Genomic DNA, 15,645 nt, shown 5'->3' on the forward strand with positions numbered 1-15,645 from the left:
CTCACACCCCGCGCGACGCAAGACACTGCACCAGTGCGCCGTTGAATGCCGGCAGATCGTCGGGCTTGCGGCTCGTGATCAGGTTGCCGTCGCGCACGACTTCCTGGTCGACCCACTTGCCGCCCGCGTTGCGGATGTCGTCCTGCAGGCTCGGCCAGCTCGTCATCGTGCGGCCCTCCACCAGCCCGGACGACACCAGCAGCCAGCCGCCGTGACAGATCGCGGCGATCGGCTTGCCCGCGCCGACCGCCGCGGTCACGAATTCGCGCGCGGCCGGCAGCATCCGGAGCGCGTCGCCGTTGACGACGCCCCCCGGCAGCACGACCGCGTCGTAGTCGCCTTCGCGCGCATCGTCGAACGTGCGGTCGACCTTCACGCGCTCGCCCTTGTCGACGTGCCGCAACCCCTGGATCTCGCCGCGCTTCTGCGAAATCACGTCGACCCGCGCGCCCTCGGCCGTCAGCGCGCGCTGCGGCTCGACGAGCTCGGCTTCCTCGAAGCCGTCGACGGCGAGTATCGCCACCTTGCAATGGTCCAGCTTGGCCGTCATGGAATGCTCCCCCGGTTCTGTTGCGGCACCCGTCGTGCCGTGCCCGTCCGCAGCAATCGGCGTGCCGCGCCCGCACGAAGGGGCCGCGGGTACCTGCCGCGACGGGGCGCGACCCGCAAATCGGCAGATCGGCAAGTCCGCAGATCGGCGCGCGCAGCCGCCCCGCCGCGCGACGCAACGGGGCCCGCATCACGTCGCGCCGCACGGCGTCTGCAAGGATTTCAACGGGATGTAACGCGACCGCCGGTGGGTGGCCGCCAGCGCACGGGATGCGGGGCCGTACCCGCAGCGCGCCGCCCTTACTGCACGTGACGTGCCGCGTCGAGCATCGCGTCGGTCAGTTCGATCGTCAGCGTCCGTTCCTCGTCGCTGTCGGGCAACGTGTCGAGCATGTCCTGCACGCTCTCGTGCAGCATCGCGTGCACGCGCATCCGCGCGCCGTCGTCGAGGGCCGCGTAGCGTTCCATCGTGTCGCAGTCGAGCTCGAGCACGACCGAGTACCGCAGCGCGTCGGGCGGCGGATCGGCCGTGAACGCCCACGCTGCGTGAAACGTGATCCGGCCGGTCTCGACGTCGAGATGAACGGTCGTGTCGAGATCGCCGGTATCGACGGCGTCGGTGTCCAGCTCATTCGCATCAAGCGAGATCCGGGAATTCGATTGCATGATGTCCTCCTGCGTGGTGGCGGCGTGCCGGCCGCACGGCCGGCATTCGCCATCGCGCCGCACCGGCCGCGCCGGCGCGACACCGTGATCGTCAGTAACCGCTGGAGCCCGCGCTGCCCGTGCCGCCGGCACCGCCGCCCCCCGAGCCGGTCGCGCCCGGCGAGCGGCCGTTGCCGGCACCCGCGCCGGTGCCGCCCTGGCCCGCGCCTACGCCGCCCATCGCGGCGCTGCCGTTGCCGGTCGCACCGGTGCCGGTGCCAGCGCCGCCGGCGCCACCACCTGCCGCACCACCGGTGCTGCCGCTGCCGCCGGCCCCGGCGGCGCTCGGGCCGCCCGGCTTGGTGCGCACGTGCGGCCGGCCATGCGCGGTGCCGCGCGGCTCCTGCATGCGGGTCGCGGGTGTCGGCGCCGCGGTGTTGCCGTTCGACATGCCGCCCGAGCCCTGGGCCGACGTGTCCGGCGGCGACAGGATCGGCGCGCCGGTGCCCTCGTCCGGACGCTGCGAGTTCTGTGCCCATGCGGCCGGGGCGGCCGCGACGAGCGCGACGGCCGCGCACGCGAAAATCCGGCGCGCGGCAGGTTTCGATTCGAATGCTGGCTTCATGGAATGTTCTCCCTCGTAGAACCGGTGTCGTGGTCATTCACACACCGACGGTTCAGCAAGGCCCGTGCCGATAGCGCGCGCGGCACGTAATTTGCGTCGCCCACCCCTGTCGATCCCGATTCCCTACGGAGCCCTTGCAATGCCTTCAGCTTCCGCTTCACATCCGCACGGCAAGCGCGCGACGCGCCCGCCGGGCCGCGCGCGCAGCAACGATCCGCACCATCGCAAGCGATGGTCCGCCGACGTCATGAAAAAAAGCGATGCGCTCGACCTCGAGCCCGACCTCTTCAAGTCAGACGATCCGGGGGAGATCGCCGCGTCGCTCAAGCGCTCGGCCGAACGCAGCCGCCGCCGCAAGGCGTCGCCGTTCCAGTCGGCGATGTCGATGCTGAACTTCTATGTGAACCGTGCAGGCCGCAACCTGCCGAAGACACGCCGCGCGACGCTCGAACGCGCGAAGCGGAAACTGCGCGAGGCCTTCGGCCGCAAGCCGTGACGTCGCCGGCCTTCGCGGTCTCGGCCTGCTCCGCTCGTCCGCATGCATGAAACGCTGTGGTATCTCATCATCGGCGCGGTGCTGATGGGCATGGGCGTCGCGACGTCGGCGCTGCGCCATCTGCCGTGCAGCACCGCGATGATCTATCTCGCGCTCGGCGTCGCGCTCGGCCCGTCCGGCGCCGGGCTCCTCCATCTGGACCTCGAACGCGACGCGCCGCTGTTGCGCGAGATCGTCGAAGTCGCGTTGCTGGTGTCGCTGTTCGCGATCGGGCTGCGGCTGCGCGTGCCGCTGTCCGACACGCTGTGGCTCGTGCCGTGCCGGCTCGGGCTGCTCGCGATGATCGTCACCGTCCCGCTGCTGGCCGGCTGTGCGGTACTGACGCTCGGGCTCGGCTGGGGCCCCGCGCTGTTGCTCGCGGCGATCCTCGCGCCGACCGACCCGGTGCTCGCGCATGACGTGCAGGTGCACGATCCGGGCGACCGCGACCTGGTGCGCTTCGCGCTGTCCGGCGAAGGCGGGATGAACGACGGGATCGCGCTGCCGTTCGCGCTCGCGGGCCTCGCGCTGTGCGGCGCGCCCGACACGCCGCACGCGCATCCGGCGCATCCGGCACTGTCTGGCGCGTTCGCGCTGGCCGCGCTGTGGGGCGTCGTCGGCGCGGCCGCGATCGGCGGCGCGCTGGGCGCGGCGACCACCAAGGCGATCGGCTGGCTGCGCACCCGCTACGCGCAAGCGCTCGGCTTCGAAGGCTTCTTCGCGCTCGCGCTGATCGTGCTGTCGTTCGGCGCCGCGCAGCTCGCGCACACGTTCGGCTTCATCGCGACCTTCGCCGCGGGCGTCGCGATGCGCCGCATCGAGCATCGCGCGAGCGGCGACCGTCGGCCGCGCGAAGTGATCGGCCGGATCGATTCGGAAGACGTGGTCGCGACCGAGAAGCATCCGGAGAAGGTGCACGCGTTCATGGCCGAATCGGTGCTCGACTTCACGATCGAGCTCGAGCGGATCGCCGAGGCGCTCGTGATGACGATGATCGGCAGCGTGCTGACGACGCTGTCGGCGCCGCTCGTCACGTGGGGCGCGATTGCGCTCGCGGTCGTGCTGTTCGTGGCCGTGCGGCCCGTCGCGGTGCTGCTGACGCTCACCGGCTCGCGCGCGACGCCCGCGCAGCGGCAGCTGATGGCGTGGTTCGGGATACGCGGGATCGGTTCGTTCTACTACCTGCTGTACGCACTCGAACACGGGCCGTCCAGCGCGGTGCGCCCGCTCGCGGCGCCGGTGCTGGCCGTCGTGACGGCGTCGGTGATCGCGCACGGCGTGTCCGCGACGCCGCTGATGGACTGGTATCACCGGCGGCAGCATCGGCGCTGATTGCGTCACGACTGCCCGAGCCGCGCGCGCATCTGCGCGGTGATCCGCTGGCGCGTGTCGTCGTAGCCTTCCCACGGATCGCGCTTGAGCCGGTCGAGCCGTTCGTGCAGCGTGTCGATCGTCCATTGCGCGCCGCCCGTCGTGTCGGGCACCTCGTCCCAGCGCAGCGGCACCGACACGCCCATGCCGGGCCGCGCGCGCACCGAATACGCGGCGATCGTGCTCGCGCCGCGGCCGTTGCGCAGGTAGTCGATGAAGATCCTGCCGCGCCGATGCTTCGGCCCCATCGTCGCGGTGAAGCGATCCGGCAGCGCGCCGGCGACATGCTGCGCGACCGCGCGCGCGAAGTCCTTCACGTCGTCCCAGCCCAGGTGCCGCGTGATCGGCACGACCACGTGCAGCCCCTTGCCGCCGCTCGTCTTGCAGAACGACGCGAGGCCGAGTTCGTCGAGCAGCCCGCGCACGAGTTGCGCGGCCTCGATCATCGTGCTCCACGGCAGCGCCGGATCGGGATCGAGGTCGAACGCGACCCGGTCCGGCCGCTCGATGTTCGATGCGTGCGCGTTCCACGTATGCAGCTCGATCGTGCCCATCTGCGCGGCGCCGAGCAGCGCGTCGACCGTGTCGAGCGACAGCAACGGACCGTGGCCCGGATCGAGCCCGTCGTGTTGCGTGACGAACGGAATCTCGCGGCGCTCCGCATGCTTCTGGAAGAACAGCTCGCCCGCGATGTCGCCGGGCGCGCGCACGAGCGACACGGGCCGGCCCTTCAGGTCCGGCAACAGCCACGGCGCAACCCATTGCCAGTAACGCGCGAGATCGATCTTGCGCGTGCCGCCGTGCGGATCGATCACGCGCTCGGGATGGGTGATGCGCACGCGGCCGAGCGTGTCGGGGCCGGACGCGTCGCCTGCGGTATCGGTGGCTGCGCGCGAACGCGCGTGCTGCTTGCGATCGTTCGTTTCGTGAGCGGTATGCGATGCGCGCTTGCGCGGTGCGTGCTGCGGGGTCTCGCGTTGCTCCATCGTCACCTCCGTTTCCGTATGCTTCGGCACCTCGCGGACGATCTGCGACGCCGGCTTGTCCTCGCGCAACGCGATGAACGCGGCCTGACGCACGATGCCGTCGCCGGTCCATTCCGCGAATTCGCATTCGGCGACGAGCGTCGGCTCGATCCAGTGCACCCGCGTGCGCGAGCGTTCGCGCGGCGGCGGATCGAACGGCATCGTGTCGCGTTCGTGCCGGCGCAGGATCGGCGCCAGCCGGTCGAGCATCCGCGCGTCGAAGCCGGTGCCGACGCGGCCGACATAGCGTAACGGCGCGGGCGCGGGCGCGCGCCGCCGCTTGCCGTCCGGTGCCGGTTCGTGCACGCCGAGCAGCAGCGCACCGAAGCCGTGGCGGCTGCCCGACGGCTCGGTGTAGCCGCCGATCACGAACTCCTGCCGGCGCCGGCATTTGAGCTTGATCCACGCCTGCGACCGACCGGCCCGGTAGCGCGACCCGGCGCGCTTGCCGATCAGCCCTTCGAGGCCGGTATCGCATGCGCTTGCGATCAGCGACGCGACGTCGTCGCCGAGATCCGGCGAAAAGCGCAGCCGCGCGGGATCGCTGTCGGCGAGCAGCGGTTCGAGCAACGCGCGGCGCGCGGCAAGCGGGACGTCGCGCAAGTCGTAACCGTCGAGATAGGGCAGGTCGAACACGAACAGCGTGATCGCGTCCGACTGTCCCGCGCCGAAGGCGTTCTGCAGCGCCTGGAAGTCGGGGAGACCGTTCTTGCCGAGCACCACGGCCTCGCCGTCGAACCATGCATCGCCGAAGTCGAGCGCCGCGAGCGCATCGCGCTGTGCGTGCAGCTTCGCGGTCCAGTCGCGGCCTTCACGCGTCATCAGCGTCACATGGCGCCGCGCGCCCTTGCCTGCCAGGCGCGCGAGGATCCGGTAGCCGTCGAACTTCAGTTCGTAGCGCCAGTCGCCATGCGTCGGCGGACCGTCGACGAGTGTCGCGAGTTGCGGCACGACGCGCTCGGGCAGCGGCGCGCGCACCGCGCCTTCGATCGCGGACGGATCGGCGCGGCGGCTTTCGCGATCATCGTCGTCGTGGTCGTGGCCATCGTGCCGCCCGGCGCGTGCGTCGCGTTCGCCGGCCCTGCCGCCCCGGCCTCGCGGCGAACCGCGCGCACGCGTCGCGTCGCCGTTCGATTCCGCACGCGCCGCCTCGATCGCCGAGCCGGCCCCGTCATGCACGCTCCCCGGCCGCTCGCCGACGACGTCGAATTCATCCGCGCTGCGCGCGTCGTCGTCGCGCGCCTTGATCAGCAGCCACTGCTCCTGCCGCCCCTGCTGGCGCCCGCTGCGCACGAGCGCCCAGCCGCCGTGCAGCTTCGCGCCGTCGAGCCGAAACGTCAGCTTGCCCGCGCGATAGCCGTCGCGCGCCTGCGCGAGCCCGCCGTCGGGCGTCCACGTGCCTTCGTCCCACACGAGGACCGAGCCCGCGCCGTAATGCCCGGCCGGAATCTCGCCTTCGAACGATGCATATTCGAGCGGATGGTCCTCGACATGCACGGCGAGGCGCTTCACCGACGGATCGACGCTCGGCCCCTTCGGCACGGCCCATGATTTCAGCGTGCCGTCGAGTTCGAGCCGGAAGTCGTAGTGCAGCCGCCGTGCGTGGTGCTCCTGGATCACGAAGCGCAGCGGGTGGCGCGTGCGCGCGGCCGATCGCGACCGCGTGGCGGCCTTTGCATCGGCCTTCGCGCGCCGCCGCCCATGCGCGCCTGCGGGCTCCGGCGTCGCGTCGAAGTGGCGTTTGCGGCGATACGGATCGAGCTTGCCGGCCATCGCGTCACCTCATCTCACATCGCGCGTCGCGCGGCATCATGCGGCGTGCTTGCGGCGCGCGGCGGCGGGTTTCTTCGCCACACGCCCGCCCGCCGCGGCGCGTTTCGCGGCCGGCCGTTTCGCCGACGGGGTTGTCGAGGCCGCCCCCTTCCCGGCCGCTTTCGACGCCGTCTTGCGACGCGCGCCGCCGCGCGACGCCGATGACGACGACGCATCCGAATCCGTCTCCGCGCCCTCCCCTTCCGCGCGGCGCAGATCGGCGGCACGCGCCCCGCCGCCGCCCTTCAGGCTGCGCTTCAGCAGCTCGGTCAGATCGACGACGTTGGTCGCCGCGCGGCCCGTCTGCGCCGAACGGTCCTCGATCTCCTCGATCTTGCCCGCGCGCACCTTGCGCTCGACCAGTTCGAGGATGTCGTCGCGGAACGTATCGTGATACTCGTCGGGCGTCCACTTTCCGGCCATGTCGTCGATCAGCTTCTTCGCCATCCCGAGCTCGCGCGCGCTCACGCCCGCGCGATTCGCGTCGTCGGCCGGCACCGACAGTTCGTCGAGCGGCCGCAACTCCTCCTGCCAACGCAACGTATCGAGCGCGAGCACCGGCCCGACGGGGATCAGCGCGCCGAGATGCTGGCGGTCACGCATCACGACCAGCGCGATGCCGATCTTGCCGCTGTCCTTCAGCGCATCGCGCAACAGCGCATAGACCTTCTCGCCCTTGCGGTCCGGCACGAGGTAGTACGGCGTGTCGAGATAGAGGAACGACACGGCGTCCTCGTCGACGAAGGTCAGGATGTCGACCGTCTGCGTCGATTCGGGATTCGCCGCGCGAATCTCGTCGTCGGACAGCACGACGTAGCGCTCCTTCTCGTACTCGTAGCCGCGCACGATGTCCTCGCGCGTGACGTCCTTGCCGGTGCGCTTGTTGATCTGCCGATAGCCGATCGGATCCATCGAGCGCTTGTCGAGCATCCGGAACGACGGCTTCACCGTGCGCGTCGCGGGGAACAGCTGCACGGGCACGTGAACGAGCCCGAAGCTGATCGCGCCTTTCCATATCATCCGCGGTGCCATGCGTGTCCTCCTTTGCTGCGTGCGCGCCCGCGGGCCGGCATCGGGAACGGACACGCCGCGCGGCGCGGGCCGCGGCGGCCCGGCCGCGGTGTCGCTGCGGGCTTCAGGCCGCAGCCTGCGGAGTCGGCGTCAGGGCGCGCGCAACGCGCGTTCGAATTCGGCGTGCGTCACGTCGAGTTCGACGTTGCACTCGATCGCGGCATCGTCGATGGTCGGCTTCTGCTCGTCCACCGCGCGCCGGGCACGGTCGCACAGCTGGGTGCGCACGCGCAGCCGGTCGGCCGCGTCGAGCGCGCCGTAGCGCGCGAGCACGTCGGGATCGAACCGCAGGTCGACCGCGCAGCGCCACGCGCGCGCACTGTCGTCGGCCGGCACCCGCACCCATGACACGTGGATCGTGAGCCAGCCGGACGCGTCGTCGGCATCCGCGACGACCGTCGACTCCGACGGAAAGCCGTTCGCGAGCGCACTTTCGAGCTCCGCGATGCGCTGCGAACGATCGTGCAGGGTCGTCATCGACGCACGACACCCAGCAGCAGCGTGATCAGGAAGATCACGACGAAGATGTAGAACAGGATCTTCGCGATTTCGGCCGCGCCGGCCGCGATGCCGCCGAAGCCGAACACGGCGGCGATGATCGCGATGATGAAGAAGATGATGGCGTATCGAAGCATGCATACCTCCTGGAGTCCTGAAGAACGGCAACCGTTGGCGCGCGTCGCCGCCGGTCAAGAATCGTGCTTGTGCTCGGGTTTGCCGCGAGTCGGCGTCGAAGCCATTTTCTCGAGCGCCTTCTCGCTCATCGACTTGGCCATCGACTTCGACGGCGGCTTCAGGTCCTTCATCTTGGTGTCGCCGCGCTTGGCCGACAGGGCGGCCCCCGCGGCGCGCTGCTGCGCCTTGGATTTGGCTGGCATGGCTTTCCTCCTTTCGGTGGCGCGCGCGGCGAGCGCGGCTCGCTGGCCGCGCGCGGTTCGAACGGTATCGTCATGCGGCGTCGCGCCGGCGCAGTTCGGCCGGTGGAATCTTCATCCCCTGGCGATACTTGGTCACCGTACGACGCGCAAGAAGGATGCCGCGGCCCGCAAGGTTCTGCGCGAGCGCGACGTCGGACAGCGGATCGGTGTGGCGCTCGCCCGCGATCATGTCGCGGATCAGCACCTTCGCGGCGGATGCGGAACACACGCCCTTGCCGGCCGCCTCGAGTTTGCGCGGGAAGAAGTGCTTGAATTCGAACGTGCCGTGCGGCGTGGCCATGTACTTGTTGCCCGTCGCGCGCGATACGGTCGATTCGTGCAGGTCGAGTTCCTCGGCGATGTCGCGCAGCACGAGCGGCTTCATCGCGATCTCGCCGTAGCGGAAGAAATCGCGCTGCCGCGCGACGATGCATTCGCCGACGCGCTGGATCGTGTCGAAACGCTTCTGCACGTTGCGGATCAGCCAGCGGGCTTCCTGCAGCTGCTGGCCGAGCGGCGAATCGCGCTCGCCGCTCGATTGCGCGAACAGCGTTGCATAGCGTTCGTGCAGCCGTGCGCGCGGCAACACGGCCGGATTGATCGTCACGATCCATTCGTCGCGCACCTGGCGCACGATCACGTCGGGCACCACGTAGTCGCCGCGCGTGCTGCCGTAATGGTTGCCCGGGCGCGGATCGAGCCCGCGCACCAGCGCGCAGGCGGCCTGCATGGTCGGCTGGTTGCAGCCGACGCGCCGCTGGATTTCCGCCGTCTCGCGGCGTGCGAGCCGTTCGAGATGGTCGCGCGCGATCACCTTCGCTTCCGCGAGCGCCGGCGTGCCGGCCGGAATCGCATCGAGCTGCAGCACCAGGCATTCGGACAGCGAGCGCGCGGCGATGCCCGGACGGTCGAGCATCTGCACGAGCCGCAGCGCGACCGCGAGATCCTGCTCGGACAACAGCAGCGCCGGATCGGCCGCGACCAGCAGCTCGGCGAGTTCCTGGCGCAGGTAGCCGTCCTCGTCGAGCGCGTCGATCACGATGCGCGCGGCCTCGCGGTCGCGCCGGTTCAGCGGATAGAGCCGCAGCGCGTCGTGCAGCGCCTGGTGCAGCGACGGCTCGGCCGCCATCCATTCGCCGGGCGACAGGTCGCCCGCGTCGTCGCCCTGACGGCCCGCGCCGCGCGGCGCGGGCGCCGCCGTGTATGACACGTCGCCGTCCGGTGGACGCACGTCGTCGGGCGCCGGCGGAGGCTCGGCCGGCGCGGCTTCGGCGGTGGGTTCGGGGGAGTCCGCGGCGGCTTCGTCGTCGCCCTGACCCTCTTCGAGAAACGGATTCGAGTCGAGCGCCTGCCGCAATTCCTGCTGGAATTCGAGCGAAGACAGCTGCAGCAGGCGAAGCGACTGCTGGAGCCTCGGCGTAAGTGCCAGATGCTGTCGCATCTGGAGCGCAAGCGTGACAGACATCGATACCCTCCTGACCGTGTGCGGAATTCGTATGCAGGAATTCATGCAGCTTCCATGCCAGGACGGCAAAGCCCCGTCCGTCGGGGCGCTCGCGGATTCGTACCCCGTCATCGAGGGCCGTCGGAGCCGCTTTTTTACAAGTGCCGGAAAGTTAGGGGGCACACAATTCGCTCGACGCCGGCGCACGCATCGCGTTCGTCCGGCGTGCTGCGACGCCGCGGCGCGCGGGCCGCGCGCCGCGGGTTCCGTCGGGTCAGTACTGCATCGGCGGCGGCGTGCCCGGCACCGGCTGGTCACCCTGCACGCCGTTCGGCCCCGGCGGCGGCACGTCGGGCGCCTCGCCGCCGGCCGCGCCCGCCGGCATCGTGTTGTGCGGCGAAGGGCGCGTGTCGTAGCGCGTATTCGCGTCCGGCATCGTCGTGGTGGGCGACGCGCCATGACCGTCCGGCGGCGCCGGCGGCGCGCCACGCGTGCCGTAGGTGGCCTGCGGTTGCGTACATGCGCCCAGCGCGCACGCGGCAGCCAACGCACAGGCGCCCACGCGTATCGTCTGGATCGGTTTCATCGGCATCCTCCGTGGATTCGGCGGCATCGGGCCGGCCGTGGCGGCACGGCTCAGAGCCGGTTGAAATGGAAATCGCCCGCATACGCGCCGGGCGCGCGGCGCGCCATCATCGTGTCGAATTCGGCCGCGACGCGCGTCAATGCGCCGCGTTGCCGTTCGATACCGGTTTGCTCGAGCGCCGCGAACGCGTCGGTATCGAAGCTGACCGTCAGCGACGCCGGATGGCCGTCGACCCGAAAGCCGAAATGCAGCGCGCCGGCCGGTTGCTCCTCGACATGGAACGGCATCGCGCGCGCCTCGAAATGGCGGCCGAGCGTCTCGGCCACTTCGCGCAGCAAGCCGGGTTTCACGCTGATGCTCATCGTGGTTTCTCCGTGGATGGGGGGTGGTTGCCACCGGCGGGATGCCCGTCGGCGGCACGTGGATCGGCGGCTCACGCGTCGGTGGCTCGCGTTCCGGCGGCGGCGGCTCCGGCGGGTCGCCCTCGGGGTCGCGATACGGTTCCGGCGTGCCGGGCGGCAGGTCGTCCGGCAGCGGCGGCTCGGGGTCCGGTTCGACGTCGGGCATCGGCGGCTCGGGGCGATGCAGCGACGGAGTGGTGTGTCGGTTCATGGGCATTCGATCGTTGCGTTGTCCTGATGGGATCGCTCTCACGGGAGGGGACCCGATCGATTGCGCGGCGCGAGGGGTCCGTGCATTCAAGATCAGCAAGCCGCGTGCCATCGCGGCACGTCACGTTTGCGCGCGATCGCCATGCGTCGACGCCCGTCGACGCGCGCGCAGGCGCCCGCTCGCGCGGGACGCCGTGCCTTCGCTACACCGCCCGCTGCAATTCTTTCAAGTGCATCGCACTACCCTTCGTAGGCAGCCATCACGAGCCACAGCTCGCGGCCGTCGTCGTGCACCGGCGCCGCCAGCGCATACGGGTCGGACGGCTCGCACGCACGCTGCAGCGCGAACCGCGCGGGTTCGGTCGAGCAGAACGTCTCGTCGCCGAGCGGCCGCACGTCGGCCTTGCCTTCGAACATCCGGCGATCGGGCCGGTAGATCAGCGGCTCCTGTTTCCACGCGCTGAAATGACTCTTCACCGAATCGAACCCGCCGCCGCAGACGTTGACTTCATAGCGCACCTCCGCTCGTCGTTTTGGAATGGTCATGGTGCCTCCCGCTTGATGTGCGTGTGTGTGCGGCACATGCCGCCGCGCGTGGTCGTCGTCATTCGGTCAGGGATCGAGGCGGCAAGTCGTGTGCCCCCTGCGCGAGGCAGGCACGCCGGTTGCGCGTTCTGCGCGTCATCGCCACCCATCATCAACGACACGGAGCCCTGCCATGAAGGATTCGACCCGGCCCGGCCGCGACGCACCGGCACACGAGCCGCACCACGATCCGTCGCCGCCGCTGAAACATCAGGACCAGCCCCGGACGCGCCACTCCGAGCGCCATATCGACCAGCAGCTCGAGGACACGTTCCCCGCGAGCGATCCGCCCGCGACCGGCGGTGTCACGCGCATCGAACCCGACACGCCGCCGGGCACGCACGACGACGGCCCGTGGGAGAACCCGGCCAAGCGTCGCGACGAATGACGCGCGACGACACGGCCGGCCACCGCCCACCGCCCGCCCCCGAACGGCACGCCGCTTGCTGACCCGGACAGCCCCCGCTTCAACCCGCAAGGAGAGCTTCATGCATCGCGTCAACGAAATCATGTCGCAGGACGTCGTGCGCATCGCGCCGACCGATTCGATCCGTCATGCCGCGCAATTGATGGAGCGCTACGACATCGGCGCGCTGCCCGTGTGCGACAACAACCGGCTGATCGGCATGGTCACGGACCGCGACCTCGCGGTGCGCGCGATCTCGGCCGGCAAGCCGCCGGAAACGCGGATCCACGAAGTCGCGTCCGGCCCGATCGAGTGGTGCTTCGAGGACGATTCGCTGGACGAGATCCAGCACTACATGGCCGACGCGCAACTGCGCCGCCTGCCCGTCGTCGATCACGACAAGCGTCTCGTCGGGATGCTGTCGCTCGCCGACATCGCAACGCGCACGGCCGGCCCCGCGCGCGACGACGTCGCGAACACGCTCGAAAGCGTGTCGCAACCGAAGCAGACGTGACGGGGCGATCCTCGCCCCGTGCGACAACCCGCGCGACCCGCAGGGCCCATCCCGGGCACGGTCGCGCCCCATGCAGCCTGGAGGACAACCATGCAGACTCCCGATCAACGACAAACCCGCATCGTCGGCAAGGGCGCGGCGACCGCGGCCGGCCCCGGTCCTGACGTGATGGCGGCCGACACGCTGGAAGGAGACAAGGTCTACACGACCGATGGCGACGACGTCGGCAAGATCAAGGACATCATGCTCGACGTGCGCTCGGGCCGTGTCGCGTACGCCGTGCTGTCGAGCGGCGGCCTGCTCGGCATCGGCGACAAGCTGCACGCGATTCCGTGGAGCGCGCTCACGCTCGATACCGAACGCAAGTGTTTCCTGCTGTCGGTGTCGTCCGAGCGGATCAAGAACGCGCCGGGCTTCGACAAGGATCACTGGCCGGCGATGGCCGACCCGCAATGGGCCGAGCCGCTGCACGAGTTCTACGGCAGCACGCCGTACTGGAGCGCGGGCGACGAGCTCGGGCTGACCGACCCGACCGAGGAACTGAACGATCCGCGTGCGCGCGGGCGGCATTGATCACGTTCGATTTGCCGGTGTGTTAGCCGACGGGCCCCGCGCGAGCGGGGTTTTTTTCGTCTCCGGACACGATCCCGCGGTTGCGGCCATCCGGCCACGCCATACGCTTGCGATCCGCGCGTTTCCGAACCGATTGATAACCACCCAACATCAATCCTTCCAAAATTCGCACTTAACGTTTCCCCGTCTCCGGGCGAACATGTTCGAAACGACAATCGACCGCTCCCCGCGCATTTCCCGATTTCCTGGAGACACCTGATGCACCCCTCGCCCAGCCTTCCGACCGGACGCTCGAAGGCCGCCGCGGTATTCCGCGTGACGGCCGGCAACTTCCTCGAGCAGTTCGACTTCTTCCTGTTCGGCTTCTACGCGACGCAGATCGCCGCCGTGTTCTTTCCCGCCGCGAGCGAGTTCGCTTCGCTGATGATGACGTTCGCCGTCTTCGGCGCCGGCTTCCTGATGCGGCCGCTCGGCGCAGTCGTGCTGGGCGCGTACATCGACGACGTCGGCCGCCGCAAGGGCCTCATCGTCACGCTGGCGATCATGGCGAGCGGCACCATCCTGATCGCGTTCGTGCCGGGCTACGCGACGATCGGCCTGCTCGCGCCCGCCCTCGTGCTGATCGGGCGCCTGCTGCAGGGCTTTTCGGCGGGCGCCGAGCTGGGCGGCGTGTCGGTCTATCTCGCCGAGATGGCCACGCCCGGCCGCAAGGGCTTCTACACGAGCTGGCAGTCCGCCAGCCAGCAGGTCGCGATCGTCATCGCGGCAGGCCTCGGCTTCGCGCTCAATCACTGGCTCAGCGCCTCGGCCATCGCCGCATGGGGCTGGCGCGTGCCGTTCTTCGTCGGCTGTACGATCGTGCCGTTCATCTTCATGCTGCGCCGCAATCTGCAGGAAACCGAGGAATTCAACGCACGCCGCCATCGTCCCGGCATGAAGGAAGTGTTCGGCACGCTGGTGCGAAACTGGGGCGTCGTGGTCGCCGGCATGATGCTGGTCGCGATGACCACCACGAGCTTCTACCTGATCACGGTCTATGCACCGACCTTCGGCAAGACGGTCCTGCACCTGAGCACCGCCGACAGCCTGCTCGTGACGCTCTGCGTCGGCGTGTCGAACTTCGTGTGGCTGCCGATCGGCGGCGCGCTGTCGGATCGCATCGGTCGCCGGCCGCTGCTCGTCGGCATGACCGTGCTCGCGATCGCGACCGCCTATCCCGCGCTGTCGCTGCTCGCTCACGCGCCGTCGTTCGTCAACATGCTGCTCGTGCTGCTGTGGCTGTCGTTCATGTACGGGATCTACAACGGCGCGATGATCGTCGCGCTGACGGAAGTGATGCCGACGGAGGTGCGCGTCGCGGGCTTCTCGCTCGCCTACAGCCTCGCGACGGCCGTGTTCGGCGGCTTCACGCCCGCGATCTCGACCGCCCTCATTCACCTGACCGGCGACAAGGCCGCACCGGGCTACTGGATGAGCCTCGCCGCGGTGTGCGCACTGCTTGCGACGTTCGCGCTCTATCGCCGCCAGCCGGCAACGCTGACGCCGGCGCACTGACACCTCATTTCGAATCCCCCGTCCAGCCACGACCATGAAAAACCTGCTCCAGAAACTCTGCGCGACCGCGCTCGTCGCCACCTCCGCGGTCGCCGCGAACGTACAGGCCGCCGACCTGCACGTGATGAGCTCGGGCGGCTTCACCGCCGCCTACAAGCGGCTCGGCCCGCAGTTCGCGTCCCGCACGGGCAACACGCTCGACACCGCGCTCGGACCGTCGATGGGCAAGTCGCCCGAAGCGATTCCGAACCGGCTCGCCCGCGGCGAACCTGCCGACGCGGTGATCATGGTCGGCTACGCGCTCGACGATCTGATCCGGCAAGGCAAGGTGATCGCCGGATCGCGCGTCGAGCTGGCCGATTCGCGCATCGGCATGGTCGTGCGCGACGGTGCGACGAAGCCCGACATCAGCACGGCCGACGGCCTGAAGCAGGTTCTGCTTCACGCCAGGTCGATCGCCTATTCCGACAGCGCGAGCGGCGTCTACATCGAGCGGGAATTGTTCAGGAAGCTCGGCATCGAGGATCAGGTGAAAGCGAAGGCGAAGATGATCCCGCGGATCCCGGTCGCGTCCGTGGTCGCGAACGGCGACTATGAAATCGGCTTCCAGCAGGTGAGCGAACTGCTGCCCGTGAAAGGCGCGACCTTCGTCGGCAAGATTCCCGAATCGCTGCAGTCCGTCACGCGTTTCGCCGCCGGCATCCCCGTCGGCGCGCAACATCCGCAGGAAGCGAAGGCGCTGCTCGACTATCTCGCATCGCCCGACGTGCAGGCGGACGTGAAATCGACCGGACTGGATTCCGTCTCCGCACACTGAGCGCG

19 protein-coding genes are annotated in these 15,645 nt (G+C 69.7%); 7 read left to right on the forward strand and 12 right to left on the reverse strand.

What is annotated here, in order from left to right; translation table 11 throughout:
* Position 1: 1 nt before the first annotated feature.
* The 3 genes from ACTJKF_RS11620 to ACTJKF_RS11630 all read right to left on the reverse strand — a co-directional run bounded on the left by ACTJKF_RS11620 (position 2) and on the right by ACTJKF_RS11630 (position 1,819).
* A complete protein-coding gene (locus ACTJKF_RS11620; protein ID WP_440623683.1) occupies positions 2-550 on the reverse strand; it encodes a type 1 glutamine amidotransferase domain-containing protein in 549 nt (182 codons plus the stop codon).
* Positions 551-849: 299 nt separating this feature from the next.
* Positions 850-1,215 carry a hypothetical protein gene (locus ACTJKF_RS11625; RefSeq protein WP_440623684.1) on the reverse strand — a complete coding sequence of 122 codons (366 nt, stop codon included), beginning with the start codon at positions 1,213-1,215 and terminating at the stop codon, positions 850-852.
* Between the two features lie 91 nt (positions 1,216-1,306).
* A complete protein-coding gene (locus tag ACTJKF_RS11630) occupies positions 1,307-1,819 on the reverse strand; it encodes a hypothetical protein (protein WP_440623685.1) in 513 nt (170 codons plus the stop codon).
* Between the two features lie 139 nt (positions 1,820-1,958).
* On the opposite strand from ACTJKF_RS11630, the gene ACTJKF_RS11635 reads away from it, so the two are divergent.
* Positions 1,959-2,315 carry a DUF3175 domain-containing protein gene (locus ACTJKF_RS11635; RefSeq protein ID WP_440623686.1) on the forward strand — a complete coding sequence of 119 codons (357 nt, stop codon included), beginning with the start codon at positions 1,959-1,961 and terminating at the stop codon, positions 2,313-2,315.
* A 42-nt stretch (positions 2,316-2,357) separates the two neighbouring features.
* Complete coding sequence (locus tag ACTJKF_RS11640; protein ID WP_440623688.1) at positions 2,358-3,686, forward strand: cation:proton antiporter; 1,329 nt, start codon at positions 2,358-2,360, stop codon at positions 3,684-3,686.
* Between the two features lie 5 nt (positions 3,687-3,691).
* On the opposite strand, the gene ligD is transcribed toward ACTJKF_RS11640, so the two are convergent.
* From ligD to ACTJKF_RS11685, 9 genes are all read right to left on the reverse strand, one after another.
* On the reverse strand, positions 3,692-6,523 hold the full coding sequence (gene ligD / locus ACTJKF_RS11645; protein ID WP_440623689.1) for a DNA ligase D: 2,832 nt from the start codon (positions 6,521-6,523) through the stop codon (positions 3,692-3,694).
* A 36-nt stretch (positions 6,524-6,559) separates the two neighbouring features.
* Positions 6,560-7,594: a non-homologous end joining protein Ku gene (gene ku, locus ACTJKF_RS11650; protein ID WP_440623690.1), complete on the reverse strand. Its 1,035-nt coding sequence runs from the start codon at positions 7,592-7,594 to the stop codon at positions 6,560-6,562.
* Positions 7,595-7,723: 129 nt separating this feature from the next.
* Positions 7,724-8,110 (reverse strand): DUF3022 domain-containing protein, encoded by a 387-nt coding sequence (locus tag ACTJKF_RS11655; RefSeq protein WP_440623691.1) that lies wholly within the window; start codon positions 8,108-8,110, stop codon positions 7,724-7,726.
* Positions 8,107-8,268 carry a DUF1328 family protein gene (locus tag ACTJKF_RS11660; protein WP_440623692.1) on the reverse strand — a complete coding sequence of 54 codons (162 nt, stop codon included), beginning with the start codon at positions 8,266-8,268 and terminating at the stop codon, positions 8,107-8,109. The genes ACTJKF_RS11655 and ACTJKF_RS11660 overlap by 4 nt, the downstream gene beginning before the upstream one ends.
* A 54-nt stretch (positions 8,269-8,322) precedes the next feature.
* On the reverse strand, positions 8,323-8,511 hold the full coding sequence (locus ACTJKF_RS11665) for a DUF3008 family protein (RefSeq protein ID WP_440623693.1): 189 nt from the start codon (positions 8,509-8,511) through the stop codon (positions 8,323-8,325).
* A gap of 70 nt (positions 8,512-8,581) precedes the next feature.
* Positions 8,582-10,015 carry an RNA polymerase factor sigma-54 gene (gene rpoN / locus ACTJKF_RS11670; RefSeq protein ID WP_440623694.1) on the reverse strand — a complete coding sequence of 478 codons (1,434 nt, stop codon included), beginning with the start codon at positions 10,013-10,015 and terminating at the stop codon, positions 8,582-8,584.
* 253 nt (positions 10,016-10,268) lie between these two features.
* Positions 10,269-10,580, reverse strand: coding sequence for a hypothetical protein (locus ACTJKF_RS11675; protein ID WP_440623695.1), 312 nt, complete (start codon positions 10,578-10,580; stop codon positions 10,269-10,271).
* A 50-nt stretch (positions 10,581-10,630) separates the two neighbouring features.
* Positions 10,631-10,942: a hypothetical protein gene (locus ACTJKF_RS11680; RefSeq protein ID WP_440623696.1), complete on the reverse strand. Its 312-nt coding sequence runs from the start codon at positions 10,940-10,942 to the stop codon at positions 10,631-10,633.
* A gap of 489 nt (positions 10,943-11,431) precedes the next feature.
* A complete protein-coding gene (locus ACTJKF_RS11685) occupies positions 11,432-11,737 on the reverse strand; it encodes a hypothetical protein (protein WP_440623697.1) in 306 nt (101 codons plus the stop codon).
* A gap of 172 nt (positions 11,738-11,909) precedes the next feature.
* Between ACTJKF_RS11685 and ACTJKF_RS11690 the strand changes: the two genes are divergently transcribed.
* The 5 genes from ACTJKF_RS11690 to ACTJKF_RS11710 all read left to right on the forward strand — a co-directional run bounded on the left by ACTJKF_RS11690 (position 11,910) and on the right by ACTJKF_RS11710 (position 15,640).
* Positions 11,910-12,164: a hypothetical protein gene (locus ACTJKF_RS11690; protein ID WP_440623698.1), complete on the forward strand. Its 255-nt coding sequence runs from the start codon at positions 11,910-11,912 to the stop codon at positions 12,162-12,164.
* Between the two features lie 100 nt (positions 12,165-12,264).
* Positions 12,265-12,696: a CBS domain-containing protein gene (locus tag ACTJKF_RS11695; protein WP_440623699.1), complete on the forward strand. Its 432-nt coding sequence runs from the start codon at positions 12,265-12,267 to the stop codon at positions 12,694-12,696.
* Positions 12,697-12,786: 90 nt separating this feature from the next.
* Positions 12,787-13,269, forward strand: a complete 483-nt coding sequence (locus tag ACTJKF_RS11700) for a PRC-barrel domain-containing protein (protein WP_440623700.1) — start codon at positions 12,787-12,789, stop codon at positions 13,267-13,269.
* Positions 13,270-13,527: 258 nt separating this feature from the next.
* A complete protein-coding gene (locus ACTJKF_RS11705; RefSeq protein ID WP_440623701.1) occupies positions 13,528-14,823 on the forward strand; it encodes an MFS transporter in 1,296 nt (431 codons plus the stop codon).
* A gap of 34 nt (positions 14,824-14,857) precedes the next feature.
* Positions 14,858-15,640, forward strand: a complete 783-nt coding sequence (locus tag ACTJKF_RS11710; RefSeq protein ID WP_440623702.1) for a substrate-binding domain-containing protein — start codon at positions 14,858-14,860, stop codon at positions 15,638-15,640.
* Positions 15,641-15,645 lie beyond the last annotated feature (5 nt).

The organism is Burkholderia sp. 22313, from assembly GCF_052045245.1.
Taxonomy (GTDB): domain Bacteria; phylum Pseudomonadota; class Gammaproteobacteria; order Burkholderiales; family Burkholderiaceae; genus Burkholderia.